The sequence below is a fragment of the Labrys sp. WJW genome (assembly GCF_001676615.1).
Classification (GTDB): domain Bacteria; phylum Pseudomonadota; class Alphaproteobacteria; order Rhizobiales; family Labraceae; genus Labrys; species Labrys sedimenti.
On sequence record NZ_LYXZ01000001.1, the window covers coordinates 408,346 to 425,029 of the forward strand.

12 protein-coding genes are annotated in these 16,684 nt (G+C 63.5%); 4 read left to right on the forward strand and 8 right to left on the reverse strand.

Annotated features, from left to right (window positions below; all coding sequences use genetic code 11):
• Positions 1 to 635 precede the first annotated feature (635 nt).
• Positions 636 to 3,500, forward strand: coding sequence for an autotransporter domain-containing protein (locus tag BA190_RS01780; protein WP_068281726.1), 2,865 nt, complete (start codon positions 636 to 638; stop codon positions 3,498 to 3,500).
• A 530-nt stretch (positions 3,501 to 4,030) separates the two neighbouring features.
• Positions 4,031 to 4,498, forward strand: a complete 468-nt coding sequence (locus tag BA190_RS01785) for a hypothetical protein (protein ID WP_068281728.1) — start codon at positions 4,031 to 4,033, stop codon at positions 4,496 to 4,498.
• A 341-nt stretch (positions 4,499 to 4,839) separates the two neighbouring features.
• Here the strand turns inward: BA190_RS01785 and BA190_RS01790 are convergent, their stop codons facing one another.
• From BA190_RS01790 to BA190_RS01820, 7 genes are all read right to left on the reverse strand, one after another.
• Positions 4,840 to 5,616, reverse strand: coding sequence for an SDR family oxidoreductase (locus BA190_RS01790; protein WP_068281730.1), 777 nt, complete (start codon positions 5,614 to 5,616; stop codon positions 4,840 to 4,842).
• Positions 5,617 to 5,629: 13 nt separating this feature from the next.
• Positions 5,630 to 6,778, reverse strand: coding sequence for a galactonate dehydratase (gene dgoD / locus BA190_RS01795; protein ID WP_068281732.1), 1,149 nt, complete (start codon positions 6,776 to 6,778; stop codon positions 5,630 to 5,632).
• 62 nt (positions 6,779 to 6,840) lie between these two features.
• Positions 6,841 to 8,472 (reverse strand): GMC family oxidoreductase, encoded by a 1,632-nt coding sequence (locus tag BA190_RS01800; RefSeq protein ID WP_068281734.1) that lies wholly within the window; start codon positions 8,470 to 8,472, stop codon positions 6,841 to 6,843.
• Between the two features lie 15 nt (positions 8,473 to 8,487).
• The gene (locus BA190_RS01805) at positions 8,488 to 9,423 is read right to left on the reverse strand and encodes an aldose 1-epimerase (protein WP_068281736.1); all 936 of its coding nucleotides are present in this window, start codon (positions 9,421 to 9,423) and stop codon (positions 8,488 to 8,490) included.
• Positions 9,424 to 9,426: 3 nt separating this feature from the next.
• Entirely contained in the window at positions 9,427 to 10,434 is a 1,008-nt protein-coding gene (locus tag BA190_RS01810) for an ABC transporter permease (RefSeq protein WP_082979372.1), read from the reverse strand.
• A gap of 12 nt (positions 10,435 to 10,446) precedes the next feature.
• Positions 10,447 to 11,976 (reverse strand): sugar ABC transporter ATP-binding protein, encoded by a 1,530-nt coding sequence (locus tag BA190_RS01815; protein ID WP_068281740.1) that lies wholly within the window; start codon positions 11,974 to 11,976, stop codon positions 10,447 to 10,449.
• 146 nt (positions 11,977 to 12,122) lie between these two features.
• The gene (locus tag BA190_RS01820; protein ID WP_068281742.1) at positions 12,123 to 13,103 is read right to left on the reverse strand and encodes a substrate-binding domain-containing protein; all 981 of its coding nucleotides are present in this window, start codon (positions 13,101 to 13,103) and stop codon (positions 12,123 to 12,125) included.
• 271 nt (positions 13,104 to 13,374) lie between these two features.
• On the opposite strand from BA190_RS01820, the gene BA190_RS01825 reads away from it, so the two are divergent.
• Complete coding sequence (locus tag BA190_RS01825) at positions 13,375 to 14,145, forward strand: FadR/GntR family transcriptional regulator (RefSeq protein WP_245314489.1); 771 nt, start codon at positions 13,375 to 13,377, stop codon at positions 14,143 to 14,145.
• A 101-nt stretch (positions 14,146 to 14,246) separates the two neighbouring features.
• On the opposite strand, the gene BA190_RS01830 is transcribed toward BA190_RS01825, so the two are convergent.
• Positions 14,247 to 15,563 carry an alpha-glucosidase/alpha-galactosidase gene (locus BA190_RS01830; RefSeq protein ID WP_068281744.1) on the reverse strand — a complete coding sequence of 439 codons (1,317 nt, stop codon included), beginning with the start codon at positions 15,561 to 15,563 and terminating at the stop codon, positions 14,247 to 14,249.
• A 158-nt stretch (positions 15,564 to 15,721) separates the two neighbouring features.
• On the opposite strand from BA190_RS01830, the gene BA190_RS01835 reads away from it, so the two are divergent.
• Positions 15,722 to 16,603, forward strand: a complete 882-nt coding sequence (locus BA190_RS01835; protein ID WP_082979373.1) for a helix-turn-helix domain-containing protein — start codon at positions 15,722 to 15,724, stop codon at positions 16,601 to 16,603.
• Positions 16,604 to 16,684: the final 81 nt, after the last annotated feature.

Here is a 16,684-nt window from a genome sequence, read left to right on the forward strand (position 1 = left end):
CAAAGGCCCGGGAGGCCATGCAATCGGCCGTTTCTCGCAGATCCTCCTGAGCCTCAACCCGCGCGAGGCACGCGGACGCCGAGCCCCATGAGATCCGGTTCCCAAAGCAATCGGTAGCTGACGCGGGAACTGTGTTGGGACGTGGCACGTGGGCGTCGCAAGACCCTCGCCTCGATCGGCAAGGGCCGGGACCGATATGAGCGCAAAAGCGCCGATATCTACCGTCCTCGAAAAGCTCACAGCCGCGAAGGACTGGCTGGAGCACGCGCGGGCCAGAACTCCCAAGATAAACGGTGCAGTTGAAAAAATATTTTTTGAAAAAATAACTTTAACATCCCTAAATCAGGATTTAAGAGCACAGAATTTTGGCGTCGTTTTTAATATATTAAATTAATTTGATATGCGATTCTAAATTATATCATTCAATATATCGATATTCTTTGAATTTTTGAAATTACAAACTTGAATGTTCCGTTATGACTCGATAATTTCGGCTCATATTCTGCGGAATGATCCGCTTTTCGCTCCTATTTCGCAGGTGTTGGAGGACGCCCACCCGCCTTATCCCCCTCGTCGCCGGTTCAGGCGGTCGCGCGGAACACGGGACGCCCTTGGCATTCGAAAGGAGAAGGTCCGTGACGTCATCGACTGGAAAAGTTCACGCCCGCCCCGCTCTGCCGAGGGGTCCGCTCCTGGGTTTCCTCCTGGCCTCGAGCGCCGTTCTGAGCTGCCAATCCGCCCAGGCACAAGCCACGGCCAGCGGCGGCCAGACAGTCGAGATTGCGCCAGGGCAGGCAACCTGCAGCGGCAAGGACTGCTTCCAGTCCTTTGATGCAGGTTCGCTGCTGCATAACAATGCGGGCACGCCCATTGACGTGACGACCCCGAACAGTTGGCCGACCGAAGGGCCATTCTACTTCGGAGCCATGGCCTGGAATGGCGGGACCATTCATCTCGACGGCGGCGGAACCTTCCACCTTGGCACGGATACCTGGGGGCTTTGGGCCGGCCATCCCTTCAAGGAGGTCACGCCCGGCACGATCACAGGGCACAACCTGACATTCGACATGGATGCCGGAGCCTTCGGAATCGGCGTCAACTACAACAGTACGATCACACTCGACGGCACGACGACCATGACCGCCCGCGGTGGTGGCGGCTATGGCATCGAGGCCCGGTCGGGCACGGTCACCCTGAATGGCCCGATCAAGGCCAGCGGGGTGTGGCTAGACTTCGCCCATGCCGATAGCGGCGACATCTACTTCAATGGCGGCGGCACGATTACTGCCACGGGTTCGACCCGCAGCCTGTTCTCGTCGGGCGGCGGCCTGATTTCGATGCGAGGCGTGACGGCCAGCGCCAGCACGAATTTCTCCGACGGCACCGAGGGAACCGACCTCCTGGAAAGTGTCTGGGACAACAGCCGCTTCCTCGTCGTCGACAGCACCTTCACGGGAACCAATGCTGGCGGCCCCATCAACGGAATCCATGCCATTGGCAGCGGGGACTCCTCCTCCTTTACGCTCGACAACAGTCAGATCACGCTGAACTCGGTCGGTTCCGGCATTCTGGTGGAGGGCACCCATAGCAACGTCACCTTGCTCAATGGATCGGCAATCACACCTGTCGCCAGCAACAAGGGCGGCCTGCTCGCACACGTCACCGGCCTGGATCTTCCGGCGATTGGCCTGTTCAATGCAGGGAGGCTGGCCCTCCGGGCCCACAATTCCACCTTGTCCGGAGACGTGCAGGTGGACGTGCCGGACAAGGCCGGCGCCAACGAATTCGATGGTCGCCTAGAAGGCACGAGTCTCTGGCGCGGCAATCTGACGGTGGCGAAGGGATCGCTCGGCAGCATGACCCTTGCAGACAGGTCGCGCTGGATCGGCACAGCCAACAATGCCACCTCGATCCAGCTCAGCGATCCCAATGCCCTGTGGGCGATACCGGCCGGCAGCAAGGCCACCGTCACCGGCACGGTCACGAATGCCGGCAGGATCGCCTTCCGCCCCGGCACGCCGTCGACACTGACGGTCGGTAATTTCGTCAACAATGGCGGCACCGTCCAGGTCAATGTCGATGCGGCCGGCCACAGTGATTTCATCCATGCCACCGGCACTGTCACCGTCAATGGCGGCACCGTTTATGTCGTTCCCGTCGAGGGCACCTACGAGATCGGCCAGCACTACAAGATTCTGACCGCCAATGGCGGCATCACCGGGCAGTTCGACAAGGTCACCGACAATGCCCCCTTCGTCGACTTCAGCCTGTCCCAGAATGTCAATAACATCTATGTCAATGTCGCGCGCAACAACGCCTCCTTCGCTTCGCTCGCCGCCCTCGATGGCAACCAGCGTGCGGTGGCGCAGAGCGTGGAGGCGCTGGCGCTTGGCAACGAGCTCTATGACGCCGTCGCCCTGTCGCCGGACGACACCAGCGCACGCCAAGCCTTCTCCACCCTGTCGGGCGACGTGCATGCCTCCGCCAGAAGCGCCCTGATCCAGGATAGCGGCCTCATCCGCGATGCCGTGCTCGGCCGCCTCGCCAATGCCGATACGCCGACCCTCGCTTCCGCTCCCCTCGTTGCGGGCCTGACCTCCTATGCCGAGACCCCGACCATGAAGGGGCCTTCGCCTTTCGGCACAGACGCCACGCCGGCCCCGTTCTCCGGCTTCTGGGCCCAGGGCTTCGGCTCCTGGGGCCATCTCGGTGGCGGTGGCCGCGATGCCCGGGTCGATCACGACACCGGCGGCTTCCTCATCGGCTTCGATACCCTGGTCCAGGGCCCGTTCCTGCAGGATTGGCGCCTGGGCGCCTTTGCCGGCTACAGCCATTCCAGCTTCGACGTCGATGCCCGCGCCGCCTCCGGCAAGGCCGACAACTATCATATCGGCCTCTATGCCGGACGCCAGTGGAACGCCCTCGCCCTGAGGCTCGGCGCCACCTACACCTGGCACGACATCGACAGCGATCGCACCGTGGCCATGCCAGGCTATGTCAACCGCCTCACCACCTCCTATGACGCCGCCACCGCCCAACTCTTCGGCGAACTCGGTTATCGCATCGATGCCGGAACCTTCCGCCTCGAACCCTTCGTCAACGCCGCCTATCTCAACCTGCACACCGACGGCTTTCGCGAGACCGGCGGCGACGCCGCGCTCGCCGGTGGCAGCGACAGCACCAATCTCGGCTTCACCACCCTGGGTGCCAAGGCGGCCACCAGCTTCGATCTGACCGAGGGCACCGTCGCAACCCTGCAGGCGAGCCTGGGCTGGCGCCATGCCTATGGCGACGTCAAGCCTACAGCCGCCCTCGCTTTGGCCAATGGCTCTGTCTTCGCCGCCGCCGGCACCCCGATCGCCCGCGACGCCTTGGTCGTCGATACCGGCGTCAGCGTCGCCTTCTCCGAGGCGATCAGCCTCGGCGTCTCCTACAGCGGCCAATTCGGCAACAAGGCCGTCGACCAAAGCGTCCGGGGCAATTTCGTCTGGAGATTCTAAGCGCCGGCTCCGAAACGAACGGGTGGGCGCTCCTGCTTAACAGGCTGCACCCATGGCGACGAGGATCATGGCGAATGAAACGTCGATGCGCCGCTCATGGTCACGAGCGGCGTCATCTTATCATCCACGCGAATGGTCATTTTCAGATGTCTCTGAAACGGGAACGACAGGTCGTGACCCATTCGGGCCCGGAGCGGATGCATTGGACTTGGCGCCTTCGCGAATGGGCCATGTGAGCCGCGCCGCCCCCAATTCCCCTTCGTTAAGGCCGGCCCGACAGTGTCGCGCAATGCCGGAGTCCCATATTATTTGACTATGAATAGAGTAGGCTCGATACAATCGAGTTTGCGAAGCGCTTTGGTCATGCCATTTGATTTCTATGAGATCGCTACCTCAAGGGAAGCATCCGCATGGTGGATCATCGTTGAGCATGCTTCGCATGGCTATGCCCAGATACGTTTCAAGCTTCTTGCCGAGGCGGTCAACGCTTTTGGACCCGGCCGGTTTGCGTCGAGCAGACGGAGGACACGATGAACGATGATCTGATCGAACGGCTTGAGCTAGGCGTGCCCTCCTGTGGAATGCATGACGACAACGAGACGGAACTGTTCGACATCGATGACGCCAACAATACAATGATCGAAGCTGCCAACGTGCTGCGTGCCCAGGACGCAGAGATAGCACGGTGCCATGCTCGACTCGAAATCGACTACGAATACAATGTTGACGTCACAAAGCATGAGTTTGCACGTGTCGCGGCACCAATGGAAAATCGAATATTGAGGGAAGACGGCATCGCCCGCCGGGACGCGACTGCCGACAAGTTGAAACTACATTTAAACAACGCATTGGAGATCTCGGATCGTTATCGGTACGCATTGTGGGCCATCATTGAATGCGTCCAATACAGCGCCGACTCGAACCCCGTCTGGGCGCAGATCGCCAACAAGGTCCTTGCCGAAACGAGTGACCTGCCCCCGCAGGATGGTCCAGGATGATTGCTCGTGGTTGCTAGGTCAGCGCCGACATCTTACCGAATGGTTTGCGGCAGCCGCCCAAGCTGTCCGATGCGTCCCTGGAGACGCACGATGCTGGGCCGCAGCCAATCAAAAGCGACCCGAACCTGATTTGAACCTATCGATTCAACGGGATAGAGCGTGTCGTAGAGTATCGCTGGTTTAACGTGGTCAGCGTGCTGCAATTTGGTTGCGGGGCTCACAGCCACCGATACCGACATTCACTCCAAAGGCCCGTTTGATAGGGCCGATATATAATTGCCCGCTACTTCCTAAGCTCAATTGGCCAGCGCCTGCTATAGGGATAGGGGGAAGCTCGATGGTCAGGGATGCTGCTGGACGCTGAGGCCGCCGTCCACGGTCAGGCAGGCTGCGTTCATGAAGGGACATTCGTCCGAGATCATGAACACCGCGGCAAGAGCGATTTCCTCGGGCGTGGCGATGCGGCCCCCCGGATGCAGCTTCAACGTCTGCGCCCTGGCGGCCTCGGGATCAGGGAAGCTGTTCCAGTAATCGATCACCTTCTGCGTCGAGACATAGCCGGGCGCGAGCGCGTTCACCCGCACGTTGCGGCCGGCATATTCCAGCGCCAGCGCCTTGGTCATGCCGAGCAGGGCATGCTTGGCCAGGGGATAGGGAAAGGTGTGGGGGATGATGGTGAAGGCATGCGTCGAGGCAATGTTCAGAATGACGCCGCCATCGCCTGCAATCATCCCTGGCAGGACCGCCTTGCAGCAGTTCCAGGCTCCCTTGAGGTTGACGTCGAAGCATCGCTGCCACTCTTCGTCCGTCGTCTGCAACGGCTCTGCGAAAACATTGATGCCGGCATTGTTGACGAGGGCGTTGATCTCGCCGATCGTCGAGGCGGCCTGTGAAACGGCACGCGCAATACCTTGCTCGTCGGTGATATCAACGGCCCGGTGAGCGATCGGCGCGCCCTGCCTCGCCAACTCGTCGCCCACATCGGCAAGAAGCGCCTCGTCCCGATCGATCAGGAAAACGCCTGCCCCTTCGTCCAGGAAAGCCCGGACCATCGCCAACCCGATGCCCTGGGCGGCACCCGTCACCAGAATACGCTTGCCTGTCAGCCGACCCGCCATCGCCGTTTCACCCCTACCATTCGGCCACGCTGCCATCCTCGTGGCGCCAGACTGGATTGCGCCAGCGATGGCCCTGCCGGGCCCGCTCCGCCACATAGTCCTCATTGACCTCGACCCCCAGGCCCGGTCCCTGCGGGATGGAAACGAAGCCATCCTCGTAGTGGAACACCTCCTTGTTGGAGATGTAGTCGAGAATGTCGTTGCCCTGGTTGTAATGGATGCCGAGGCTCTGCTCCTGGATGAAGGCATTGTAGCTGACGGCATCGACCTGCAGGCAGGCCGCGAGCGCAATCGGACCCAGCGGGCAATGCGGCGCAAGCGCCACGTCATAGGCCTCGGCCATGGTGGCGATCTTGCGGCACTCGCTGATGCCCCCGGCATGCGACAGATCGGGCTGGAGAATGTCGACATAGCCGTCCGCCAGCACGCCCTTGAAGTCCCAGCGCGAATAGAGCCGTTCGCCAAGCGCGATCGGCGTGGAACAATGATTGGCGATCTCCTTGAGCGCCTCCTTGTGTTCGGACAGGACAGGCTCTTCGATGAACAGGAGCTTGTAGGGGTCGAGCTCCTTGGCCAGCACCTTGGCCATCGGGCGGTGAACGCGGCCATGGAAATCGACGCCGATGCCGACATGGGGCCCGATCGCCTCGCGCACGGTGGCGATGGTCGCGACCGCCCTGTCGATCTTGTCATGCGTGTCGACGATCTGCATCTCCTCCGAGCCGTTGAGCTTGATCGCCTTGAAGCCGCGCGCCACCGCTTCCTTGGCATTGCTGGCGATGTCGGCCGGGCGGTCGCCGCCGATCCAGGAATAGACCTTGATCTTGTCGCGGCACTGGCCGCCCAGCAGAGCGTGGATGGGCTGTCCCAGCGCCCTGCCCTTGATGTCCCATAAGGCCTGGTCGATGCCGGCGAGCGCGCTCATGTGCACTGCTCCGCCGCGATAGAAACCACCACGATAAAGCACGTTCCAGTGGTCTTCGATCAGCATGGGATCCTTGCCGACGATGTAGTCGGCCAGTTCGTGCACGGCCGCCTCGACCGTCAATGCCCTGCCTTCCACGACCGCTTCCCCCCAGCCGGACAGGCCCTCATCGGTCTCGACCTTCACGAACATCCAGCGCGGCGGGACGATGAAAGTGGTCAGCTTGGTGATCTTCATGGTGCTATCCAATGGTTTCTATGGGATCGGCCCGGGGCCCTGGCCCGGCCGCCCGCCGCAATTCATGAATGAAGGATGAGGTCCGCAGCCTTCCCCGCCGCAGCGAGCACGGCGGCATTGGTGTTGCCGCTGACGATGGCCGGCATGATCGAGGCGTCGACGACCCTGAGGCCCTCGATCCCACGCACCCGCAGATCGGGCGCGAGAACCGCCTCGGGATCGGCATCGTGGCCCATCCTGCAGGTCCCGACGGGATGATATCCCGTCTTGACCGTGCGCCGGCAATGGGCGGCGATCGCCTCGTCGTTCGTCACGGCGGGACCTGGGAAGATCTCCTTGTCGATCAGGTCGCGCAGGGGCGCGGCAGCCAGCACCTGCCGCGCAAAGCGGAATCCGGCCATCGTCGTGGCAAGGTCGTGGGGATGGCCGAAGATCTGGGTGTCGATGATGGGGTCGGCGAGAGGATCGGCGCTGGCGAGCGTCACGCGGCCGCGCGCCTTGGGCCGCAGCAGCAGCGAATTGATGGTGACGCCATCTCCAGGGTTGGTGCCCATCACGTCCCTGTCGAGATAGACTGTCGGCACGCAGAACATCTGGATGGTCGGTTCGGCACTGCTCCCGGTCGGATCGAAGAAGGCGCAAGTTTCCACGCCGGTGGTCGAGGCCGGCCCCGTGCCGAACAGCAGATATTGCAGGCCGGCCTTGATCATCGGCCAACCGCGGTCCTGGCGATAGTAGCCGAAGCTTCCCCGCGTCGTGGCGACGACGGGACACTCGTAATGGTCCTGGAGGTTGCGCCCGACGCCGGGCAGTACAACCTTGGCGGCGATACCGTGACGGGAGAGCTCGTCCTCGGGGCCGACGCCCGACAGCATCAGAAGCTTCGGCGTCTGGTAGGCCCCGGCTGCCAAGATCACTTCAGTGCCGGCCTCCGCTTTATGGCGGCTCCCGCCCTGCAGATAGTCGACGCCGACCGCACGGCCCTGCTTGATGCGGATCCCCGTCACCGTCGCATCGGTCACGATGGTCAGGCGGGGATCACGCATCACCGGGGCGAGAAAGGCCGTGACGGCGCTGCAGCGCCGGCGGGTGGCCCAGTCGATGGTGTGCTGCATGAAGCCGACGCCGAATTGGGAAGCGCCGTTGAAATCGGGATTATAAGGGATACCCATGCCTTGCAGCGTCTTCACATAGGTCCGCGTCATCGGACTGGTATGGCCGAGATGCGAGACCTTGAGCGGACCGCCGACGCCATGGAAGGCGTCGGCCAGGTGATCATTGTCCTCCTGCGCCCTGAAATAGGTTAGCATGTCCTCATAGGACCAGGCGCCGTCATTGGCGGCGCCGGGCGCGGTCACGGCTGCGTTCCAGCGTGCATAGTCGCCGGGCTGGCCGCGCATATAGACCATGGCGTTGACGGTGCTGCCGCCGCCGAGCACGCGCCCCTGCGGCACGATCGGCCCTCGCCCGTCGAGCTGGGGCTGCGGCGCCGTGTGGTGCATGGCCAGATAGCTATCCTTGGCCAGGAACTTCATATAGCCGGCCGGGATGTCGATGATCGGGCTTGCCTTCGCCGGCCCGCGCTCGATCAGCAGCACCCGCGCCTTGGCCCGCCCGACGAGATGGGAGGCGACGACACAGGCCGCGCTGCCTCCCCCGACGATGATGAAATCGAACTGCCCCTTGTCGGACATTGCAGGCTCCAGGACTCAGGCCCGTTGACGGGAATGATCGCCGCGCTGAAGCGGCCGGCCGGAAAGACGTTGCGGTCGAAGCCGGACGCTGCCGGCCAATGTCTCCCCGGGCCCGAGAACCGTCAGATCTCCCAGGTCGGGCAGGTTATGGCCATTGGCCAGGTGCGACATCGGCTCGAAGCAGAAATAGTCCCGCCGGAAGGAGGAATCGAATTGCGTATCGGAGACGAAGAGGAAGGCATGCCTGAACACCGGGTCGGCCTCGAGTCGGAGCTGCATGTCCCGTTCCGGCCAGGTGATCACGGCAAGGCCGTTCCAGCCCTGCAGGCCATTATTGGCCCACCGATCCGGAATGGCACGAGGGGCAGAAAAGTCGAGCTCCTCGGGAATGGCGACGGGCTCGCCGGGGAGCCACTCCTCCACTTCCGTCCACAGCGCCTTCACCTTCGCCATCAGCGTCGTGGCCGGCGTCAGGGGGAAATAGGGGTGCCATCCCAGTCCATAAGGCAGGGGGGCGCTGCCGCGATTGGTCACCGCCAACCGCATCTCGAAGGCGCCGTCGACGAGGGCGAAACGCTGCTCGGCCTGGTAGGCGTAGGGCGTGCCGCCGCCTGTATGCGAGAACACCATCGCAAGGCCCGCCGAGTCCTGCGCGGTGATGCGCCAACCGGCCTGCCAGCCCTCCCCGTGCAGATAATGCCTGTCCCAATCCGTGTTCGGCTCCAGGACATGGTCCTGTCCCTCGAAACGGAAGTGGTTATCTCTGACGCGGTTGCCGAACGGCACCAGCGGATAGCAAGCCGAGGACAGGGCATCGGCGTCCGGCGAGGACGCCGGGCGCAGGAGAGGAATGCGCACGCCGTCCTCCTCCCACCACAGGCCGAGGACGAGCCCGCCTGCCGTCGACAATTGCGCCCGCAGGCAGCCGTGCTGAAGATCGACAACCGGCATGTCCTAGCCCTTGTTTCGCGCCATGGAGCGCTTGATGGCCTGGATGTTGGCCAGCACGGCGATGACGATGATCAATCCGCGCACGACCTGCTGGAAGAAGGGATTGATGCCTAGCAGCACCAGGCCGTTGCCGATCAGGGTGATGACGAGGACTCCGAGCAGCGTGCCGAGCATCGAGCCCCGTCCGCCCGAGAGCGAGGTGCCGCCTACGACGACGGCGGCGATGACGTCGAACTCCAGGCCGCTCGCAGCGGTGGCATTGCCCGAGCCCAGCCGCGAGACCAGGAGGATGCCGGTGACGGCGGCCATGGCACCGCCGATGGCAAACAGCATGACCCGGATGCGCACGACATTGATGCCGCTCAGGAAGGCGGCCTGCGCATTGCCGCCAATGGCGAAGACGCTGCGGCCGAAGGCGGTCTTGCGGCTGACGAAAGCAAAGACGCCGAAGAGCACCAGCATGATGATCGCGGCAGGCGGAATCCCCAGGACCGGCCGGTCGAGCGCGTCGACGATGTCATTGCGCCCAATCGACACCGGCAGGGCATCGGTGATGAACAGGGCAATGCCGCGCAGCGCGCTCCACAGGCCGAGCGTAGCCACGAAGGACGGCACGTCGAAGAACGCCCTCAGCACGCCGGCGATCGAGCCCAAGAGACCGCCGACCACGATGGCCAGGGCGAAGGCCGGCACTGTCGGCACGCCCCACTGCAGGAAATAGGCCAGCACCACCGAGACGAAGGCCACCATCGGGCCGACGCTCACATCGATCTCGCCGGCAATGATGATCAGCGTCGCCGCCCAGGCGGCGATGCCGATCGTGGCGGCGTCGCGCAGGATGTTGATCTGGTTGTTGAACGAAAGGAAGCCGGTGGCGCTGGCCGTGAACACCACGTAGAGCACGATGATCGCTGCAAACAGGCTCAATTCGTTCATGTGGCGAGAGAAATCGAAGCCTGCACGGGCGCCTCGATCCGAAACGGCGCCCCCTGCGGTTCTGTCCTGTGACATCGCGTATCCTCGTCAGTGTCCGGCGATGCAGGCGGCCATGACGGCATCCTGATCAATCTCGGGCGCAGTGAATTCTTCGGCGAGCCGACCCTCGCGCAGCACGAGCACGCGATCGCAGACCAGCGGCAATTCCTCGATCTCGCTGGAGACGAAGACGATGCCGCGCCCCTCGGCGGCAAGCTGCCTTATGATGGCGTAGATCTGGGACTTGGCTTCCACGTCGACGCCGCGGGTGGGTTCGTCGAGCAGCAGCACGCGGCTGCGCGCATGGACCCAGCGGCCGATCACCACCTTCTGCTGGTTTCCGCCCGACAGAGTGCCGATCGGCGTGTCGGTGCGGGCGGTCTTGACGTGGAGATGCTCGACGATCCGACGCGTAGCAGCGGCCATCAGGCCGGCGGAGAGCACGCCGCGGCGGCTGACAGCCGCAAGATCCGTCACCAGCGTATTTTCATCGACGCCGAGTAGCGGAACGATGCCTTCCTCCTTGCGGCTCTCGGGGGTGTAGCCGAAACCGCGCTCGACCATGTGACGATAGCGTGCGCCCGTCACCGGCTTGCCATCCACATGGATCTCGCCACGGTCGGCCGCGCGCACGCCCATCATGGCCTGCAGCAATTCGGTGCGCCCCGATCCCAGGAGCCCGGCAATGCCGAGGACCTCGCCTTGCCGCAGGCGAAAGGACACGGATGACAGTTTCGGCGCCAAAGCGAGATCCCTCACCTCGAGCAGGGTGTTGTCCGCGACCCGGTTCTCCAGCTGTGCGGCCGGCCCGCTTTCCGAGCCGAGCATGAGGCGGACGATCTGGCGCGTGTCCGCCCCCTTCACGTCGACGGTATCGATCACCCGTCCATCGCGCATCACCGTGGCGCTGTGCGCGACCCGGCGGATTTCGTTCATGCGGTGGCTGACATAGATCACGGCGATGCCTTCCGCCGCGATGCGTGTCACCGCCGCCATCACCCGCTCGGCCTCGGCGGCCGCAAGCGAGCTGGTCGGTTCGTCCAGGATCACCAGCCGGGGCTTGCCGATCAGCACGCGTGCGATCTCCAGCAATTGCCTTTCGGCCGGCGAAAGGCTGGCAACGAGCCGCCTGGGCGACAGGTCCAACCCCAGCCTTGCCATGGCCTCGGCAGCCTCGGCCTCCATCCGTGCAGATTGGATGACACCGCCCTGGCGCGGCCAGCGGCCGAGGAACAAATTCTCGGCCAGCGACATGCCGGGCACCAGGCTGAGTTCCTGATAGACCACGCGCACGCCGCTGGCGAAGGCGGCCTGTGCGCGGGCGGAGCCGGTCTGGCCCAGTGCCTGGCCGGCAATCTCGACCAGGCCGCTATCGGGCAGCTCGGCACCGGTGAGCAGGCGGATCAGGGTCGACTTGCCCGCACCATTCTTGCCCAGCAGGGCCCTCACCTCGCCGGCCGCCACCTCGAAGGTGACGTCGTCGAGCGCCAGCACGCCGGGATAGCGCTTGGTGCAATTGCGGATGGAGGCAACCCGTTCGGCGTCGGCCAACGGGCCTGGGGAAATGGCTGGCGTCATGTCGCTATCCTTGCCTGGCCGCAACGGGGAAGCCCTCAGGCGATCCCTAGAGCAAAGCGCGTTCAAGCGTGAACGCGCTTTGCTCTAACTCCTTGTTCTGACGCGTCTTTGCGTTTCTTAGTGATTCCACCAAATCGCAAAACGCTTTAGGGGATGCCGTCGGCATGCGCCTTGAGCCAGGCCTGCCCGTCCGCTGCACTCTTGTAGACATCGATATCGTAGGCGACCTTGATGCCTGCCGGCGGCTGGCCGTCGATCGACTTGATCGCCTGGGCCAGGGCAAGCTTGCCCAGCCCCTGGCCGGAAATGTCGACGACGCCCTTGATGACGGAGTTGTCGGCCAGTTCCTGGGCGATCTCGGTGGTCATGTCGCCCCCGAACACCACGGTCTTGCCGACGCGCCCCTGGCTCTTGACCGCGCGCGCAGCGCCGAGCGTAGCCCCGCCCGCCTCGCCGAAGAAGGCATCGAGATCCGGATGGGAGGACAGCATGGTGCTCGCGACCGAGACGGCCTTGTCGAGGATCGCGCCTTCCTGGTTGGCCACGATCTGGGCGCCGGGCACCTTGGCCTTGAGGGCTTCCTCGAAGCCCTTGCGACGCGTGACGCAGACCTCGACGAATTCGCAGTTGAGCACCGCGATCTTGGGAGCATCCTTCTTCTGCGCGATGAAATAGTCGCCCGCGACCTCGCCCAGCTTGTGTCCGAAATCATAGGGATCGCCGACGGCATAGGCCGAGACATACTCCTTCATGTCGGCCTCGTTCAGGCAGGTGTTGTAGCAGACCACGGGAACGCCGGCATCGTGTGCCCGGCGGATCGCACGATAGGAACCATCGGCCGACACCGGGGAGACGATGATGGCCTGGACGCCGGCCGAAATCAGCGAGTCGATGAAAGAGGCTTCCTTGGTCACGTCGCCCTGGGCATTGGTCTCGATGATGTCGAGCTTGCGCCCGGCGTCGGCGCCGCCGGTCTGAATACCCTTGCGCACGCCGGCGTAAAAACCCTGCGCATCCATATAGATGGCGCCAACCTTCAGATCCTTGCCTTCAGCCATCGCGCTGCCCGCCGCAGCGCAGATGGAGGCAGCAATGGTCGTCATCGCGGCGAATTTCGAGAGCTTCATCGGTTCCTCCCCGTCTTTTGATCATTGACCAGCCCTGCGGCGCCGGATCGTGCCTGAAAACCGCGGCGCGTTTGGTTGCGGCACCATAAAAATAATCATATCATTGTCAAGATAAATACTATTTATTTTCGACTCGCATCCGAACGCGTAGAAATGTGTGGCCGGATGGCCTTGATGAGGCGAGCCGCGTTGCGTCTGGCGCGATTTTGTTTTCCAGCTCGCCTCGCATAGCCTTGCCGGTGCCGAAGCCGCGGCGTGGGGGGAACTGGAAGTGACTGACATCAGGATCGGCTCGGCACTGACCGACAATGGCAATCCGATCGCCGCCCACGGCAAGCGCAGCGTCCGGGAAGCCCTGTTGCGGCAATTCGTCGAGAAGATCGTTTCAGGCGAGTTTCCCGAGAACGCGACCCTGCCCAACGAAGCCGAATTGACACAGCAGCTGGGCGTGAGCCGCACGAGCTTGCGCGAGACCATGCAGTATCTGTCCGCCCTGGGCATGATCCGTTCGCGGACCCGGGCCGGCACCACGGTGCTGCCGCGCGAGAACTGGAACTATCTCGATCCGCTCGTGCTGGATGCCGTGCTGAAATTCGGCACGGACGAGCGGTTCTACGTCTCCCTGATCGAGGCGCGCCAATTGCTGGAGCCGGCGGCCGCGGCGCTCGCAGCCGCCCATGCGGGCGCCCGGGACTTGCTGCATATTTCCAATGCCCTGGAGGAAATGGTCGAGGCCAATTCCCGCGACAACGAAGCCTGGAGCCGGGCCGATCTCGATTTCCACACTGCCATCATCAATGCCAGCGGCAACTGGGTCTATCGCCAGTTCGCCACCGCCATTCGCGCCGCCCTGCTGGCGAGCTTCCGCCTGACGAACCGGGCGAGCCAGTCCCACGAGAATGCCATCACGAAGCATCGGGCCGTGTTCGATGCCATCCGGTTGCGCGAGCCCGAGGCGGCCCGGCAGGCAATGATGCGGCTGATCGACGTGGCTCGTGACGAGATCACCGAAGCGCTGCGCAAGTCCAAGACGCCAACCTAAGAAGGTTTACGTTCCGACGCGCTCCGCGGAAACGGCGGCAGAACCGAATTGATGGGCTCGGTGGTGAAGCCCGTCCGGGCGGCTCCTCCGGGGACTCGACATCAGCGATAGGCTGGCAGCAGATTGCCATGCGCCGCGAAGAGATCGTCGACCAGATGCCAGATCTGGTCCGGCGACAGTTCCGCGGAGGTATGTGGATCCAGCAATGCGGCCTGGTAGACCGCCTCGCGGCGGCGTTCCAGGGCCGCATGCACCGTCAGTTCCTGCACATTGGTGCTCAACCTGATCACGGCCGCGAGCTGGCGTGGGAGAGAACCGACCTTGATCGGCTGGATGCCGTTGCGGTCGACATGGCAGGGCACCTCGACCACGCAGTCGGGCGGCAGATTGTCGATGAGCCCCTGATTGCGGACATTGCCGTAGATCAGCCCGGGCTGGCCCGTCACCAGCGCGTGGATGATGCCGGCGGCATATTCGTTGCTGCGGCAGATCTCCACGGGCGCTCCGCCCTCGAGCTCGGCGCGCAGCTTGTTCCAGCCTCCGATCTGGTCCTCGCAGCGGGTGATGTATTCGTCGAGGGGAATGCCGTAGCGCTCGATCAGATCGTCGCGGCCGCGCTTGATGTACCAGGATGTGTATTCGGAAAAATGCTCGGAGGACTCGGTGACGAAATAGCCGAGGCGCTGCAGCGCGTCGAAGCGGATGCGATCGTCCTGCGGCACCCTGCCATCCGCCGCCAGCGCCTTGAGGCGGGGATAGAGGTCTTCGGTGCTGCCGTCCCGGTGGCGCTTGTTGAATTTCAGGAAGAAGGCAACGTGATTGATGCCGGCGGAGACATAGTCGATATCACCGATATCCTCGCCCAGGCAGCGGGCGAGATGGGCCGAGGTGTGCTGCACGCTATGGCACAGCCCGACCGTGCGCAGCTCCGGCGCGATCTCGCCGATGGCCCAGCAATTGATCGCCATCGGGTTGACGTAGTTCATCAGGAGCGCATCGGGACACAGATCCTCGATGTCCCGGCAGACCTCCTCCAGGACCGGAATGGTGCGAAGGCCACGGAAGATCCCGCCTATGCCGAGCGTGTCGGCAATGGTCTGGCGCAGGCCATAGCGCTTGGGGATATCAAAATCGACCACTGTCGCGGGTCGATAGCCCCCGACCTGCATCATCAGGATGACGAAATTCGCGCCGGCAAGCGCTACGCGCCGCTCGGTCGTGGCCTCGATGCGCACCCGCGGCAGGTCCAGCCCCTCGCAGATGCGCCGGGCGACGATCTCGGAGGTCTTCAGGCGCTCGCCGTCGATGTCGTGCAGGCTGATCACGCAGTCGGCAAACACGGCGTTGCTGAGCACATCGCTCAGAATCGATTGGGCGAAAACCGTGCTCCCGGCACCGACGAGGCAGATCTTGGTCAAGGGGGTACATCCTTGCTGGTTGAGGCATCACCGGGCAGCGCAGGGTGGGTGCTGCTTGCCGGTTGACTGGAAGGCCACATTTATTTCATTCATCGAAACGGGATGTCTTCCGCTCTTCCGGCAATTTATTCCTGAATCAAAGCATCGAATTTGCAGCCATGGCGAAGCAATCACGCGCCGTTCGAGACCCGCTTGCCGATTGGACCGACCTGTTCGATGGCGGTTCCTTCCATGTCGAGAGCCATGTAGCCGGCACGATGGCGGCGGCGCACTGGCACGACCATGTCGAGCTCAACCTGCTGCTGGAAGGGCGCATGAGCTACCTCTTCCAGGGACGGCGGGAAACCGTGGAAACGCGGCGGCTTGCGCTGTTCTGGGCCGCGATCCCGCACCGGGCCATCGAGGTCGCGCCGGGCTCCAGGCTGATCTGCCTCTACATCCCCTTCCAGGACTTCATGGCGCTGCCCATCGCAGGCTCGATCCGGAAAGCCGTCATGCATGGCGCCTTCTTGAGAGCAGCGCAGATCGATCCAACGGACACGGCCACATTCCAGCGCTGGGTCGACGAATGGCCCGCCGCCGACTCCGCCCGCCAGCGCCTGCTCCTGGACGAGGCCTGCCTGCGCGTGCGCCGCCTGGCGCTCGATCCGCTCGAAGCCGATGATTCCGCCCTGCGCGACGGGGGCGGCGAGCGCCGCGAAGGCCGCTCTCCGTCGCTCGATCACGCCGAGCGGATGATCGAGATCATCAATCTGCGCTTTGGCGAAGAGCTCTCCATCGCCGCGATCGCCGCAGAGCTCGGAATCCATCAGACCACCGCCACAGCGGCGTTCCGACGGGTCCTGGGCATGTCCATCAACGAATATATCGTCCGCTTTCGCCTCAGCCGGGCCCTGCATCTACTGGCCGACACGGACCAGCCGATCCTGGACGTGGCCTATGCCTGCGGCTTCGGCTCGGCCAGCCGGTTCTATGACGTCTTCAAGCTCCGTACCGGGGTGACGCCCCGCCAGTTCCGCAGCCAGCTCTCCCCGCGCTGACGAAAACGCTAAAGAGCCCATCCGAGCCATGGAGCGACAGGCCGAGGCCTGGACCCCGCGGCGTTCGACTGCTTTCCCGCC

What these genes read in the sequence shown, in the direction of transcription:
- BA190_RS01790 (WP_068281730.1), bottom strand. Translation starts at nt 5,616, where the DNA reads ATGGCGGGTCGGCTGACAGGCAAGCGTATTCTGGTGACGGGTGCCGCC.
- dgoD (WP_068281732.1), bottom strand. Translation starts at nt 6,778, where the DNA reads ATGAAGATCACCAAGCTGACCACTTTCATCGTCCCGCCGCGCTGGATG.
- BA190_RS01810 (WP_082979372.1), bottom strand. Translation starts at nt 10,434, where the DNA reads ATGTCACAGGACAGAACCGCAGGGGGCGCCGTTTCGGATCGAGGCGCC.
- BA190_RS01805 (WP_068281736.1), bottom strand. Translation starts at nt 9,423, where the DNA reads ATGCCGGTTGTCGATCTTCAGCACGGCTGCCTGCGGGCGCAATTGTCG.
- BA190_RS01815 (WP_068281740.1), bottom strand. Translation starts at nt 11,976, where the DNA reads ATGACGCCAGCCATTTCCCCAGGCCCGTTGGCCGACGCCGAACGGGTT.
- BA190_RS01785 (WP_068281728.1), top strand. Translation starts at nt 4,031, where the DNA reads ATGAACGATGATCTGATCGAACGGCTTGAGCTAGGCGTGCCCTCCTGT.
- BA190_RS01820 (WP_068281742.1), bottom strand. Translation starts at nt 13,103, where the DNA reads ATGAAGCTCTCGAAATTCGCCGCGATGACGACCATTGCTGCCTCCATC.
- BA190_RS01800 (WP_068281734.1), bottom strand. Translation starts at nt 8,472, where the DNA reads ATGTCCGACAAGGGGCAGTTCGATTTCATCATCGTCGGGGGAGGCAGC.
- BA190_RS01835 (WP_082979373.1), top strand. Translation starts at nt 15,722, where the DNA reads ATGGCGAAGCAATCACGCGCCGTTCGAGACCCGCTTGCCGATTGGACC.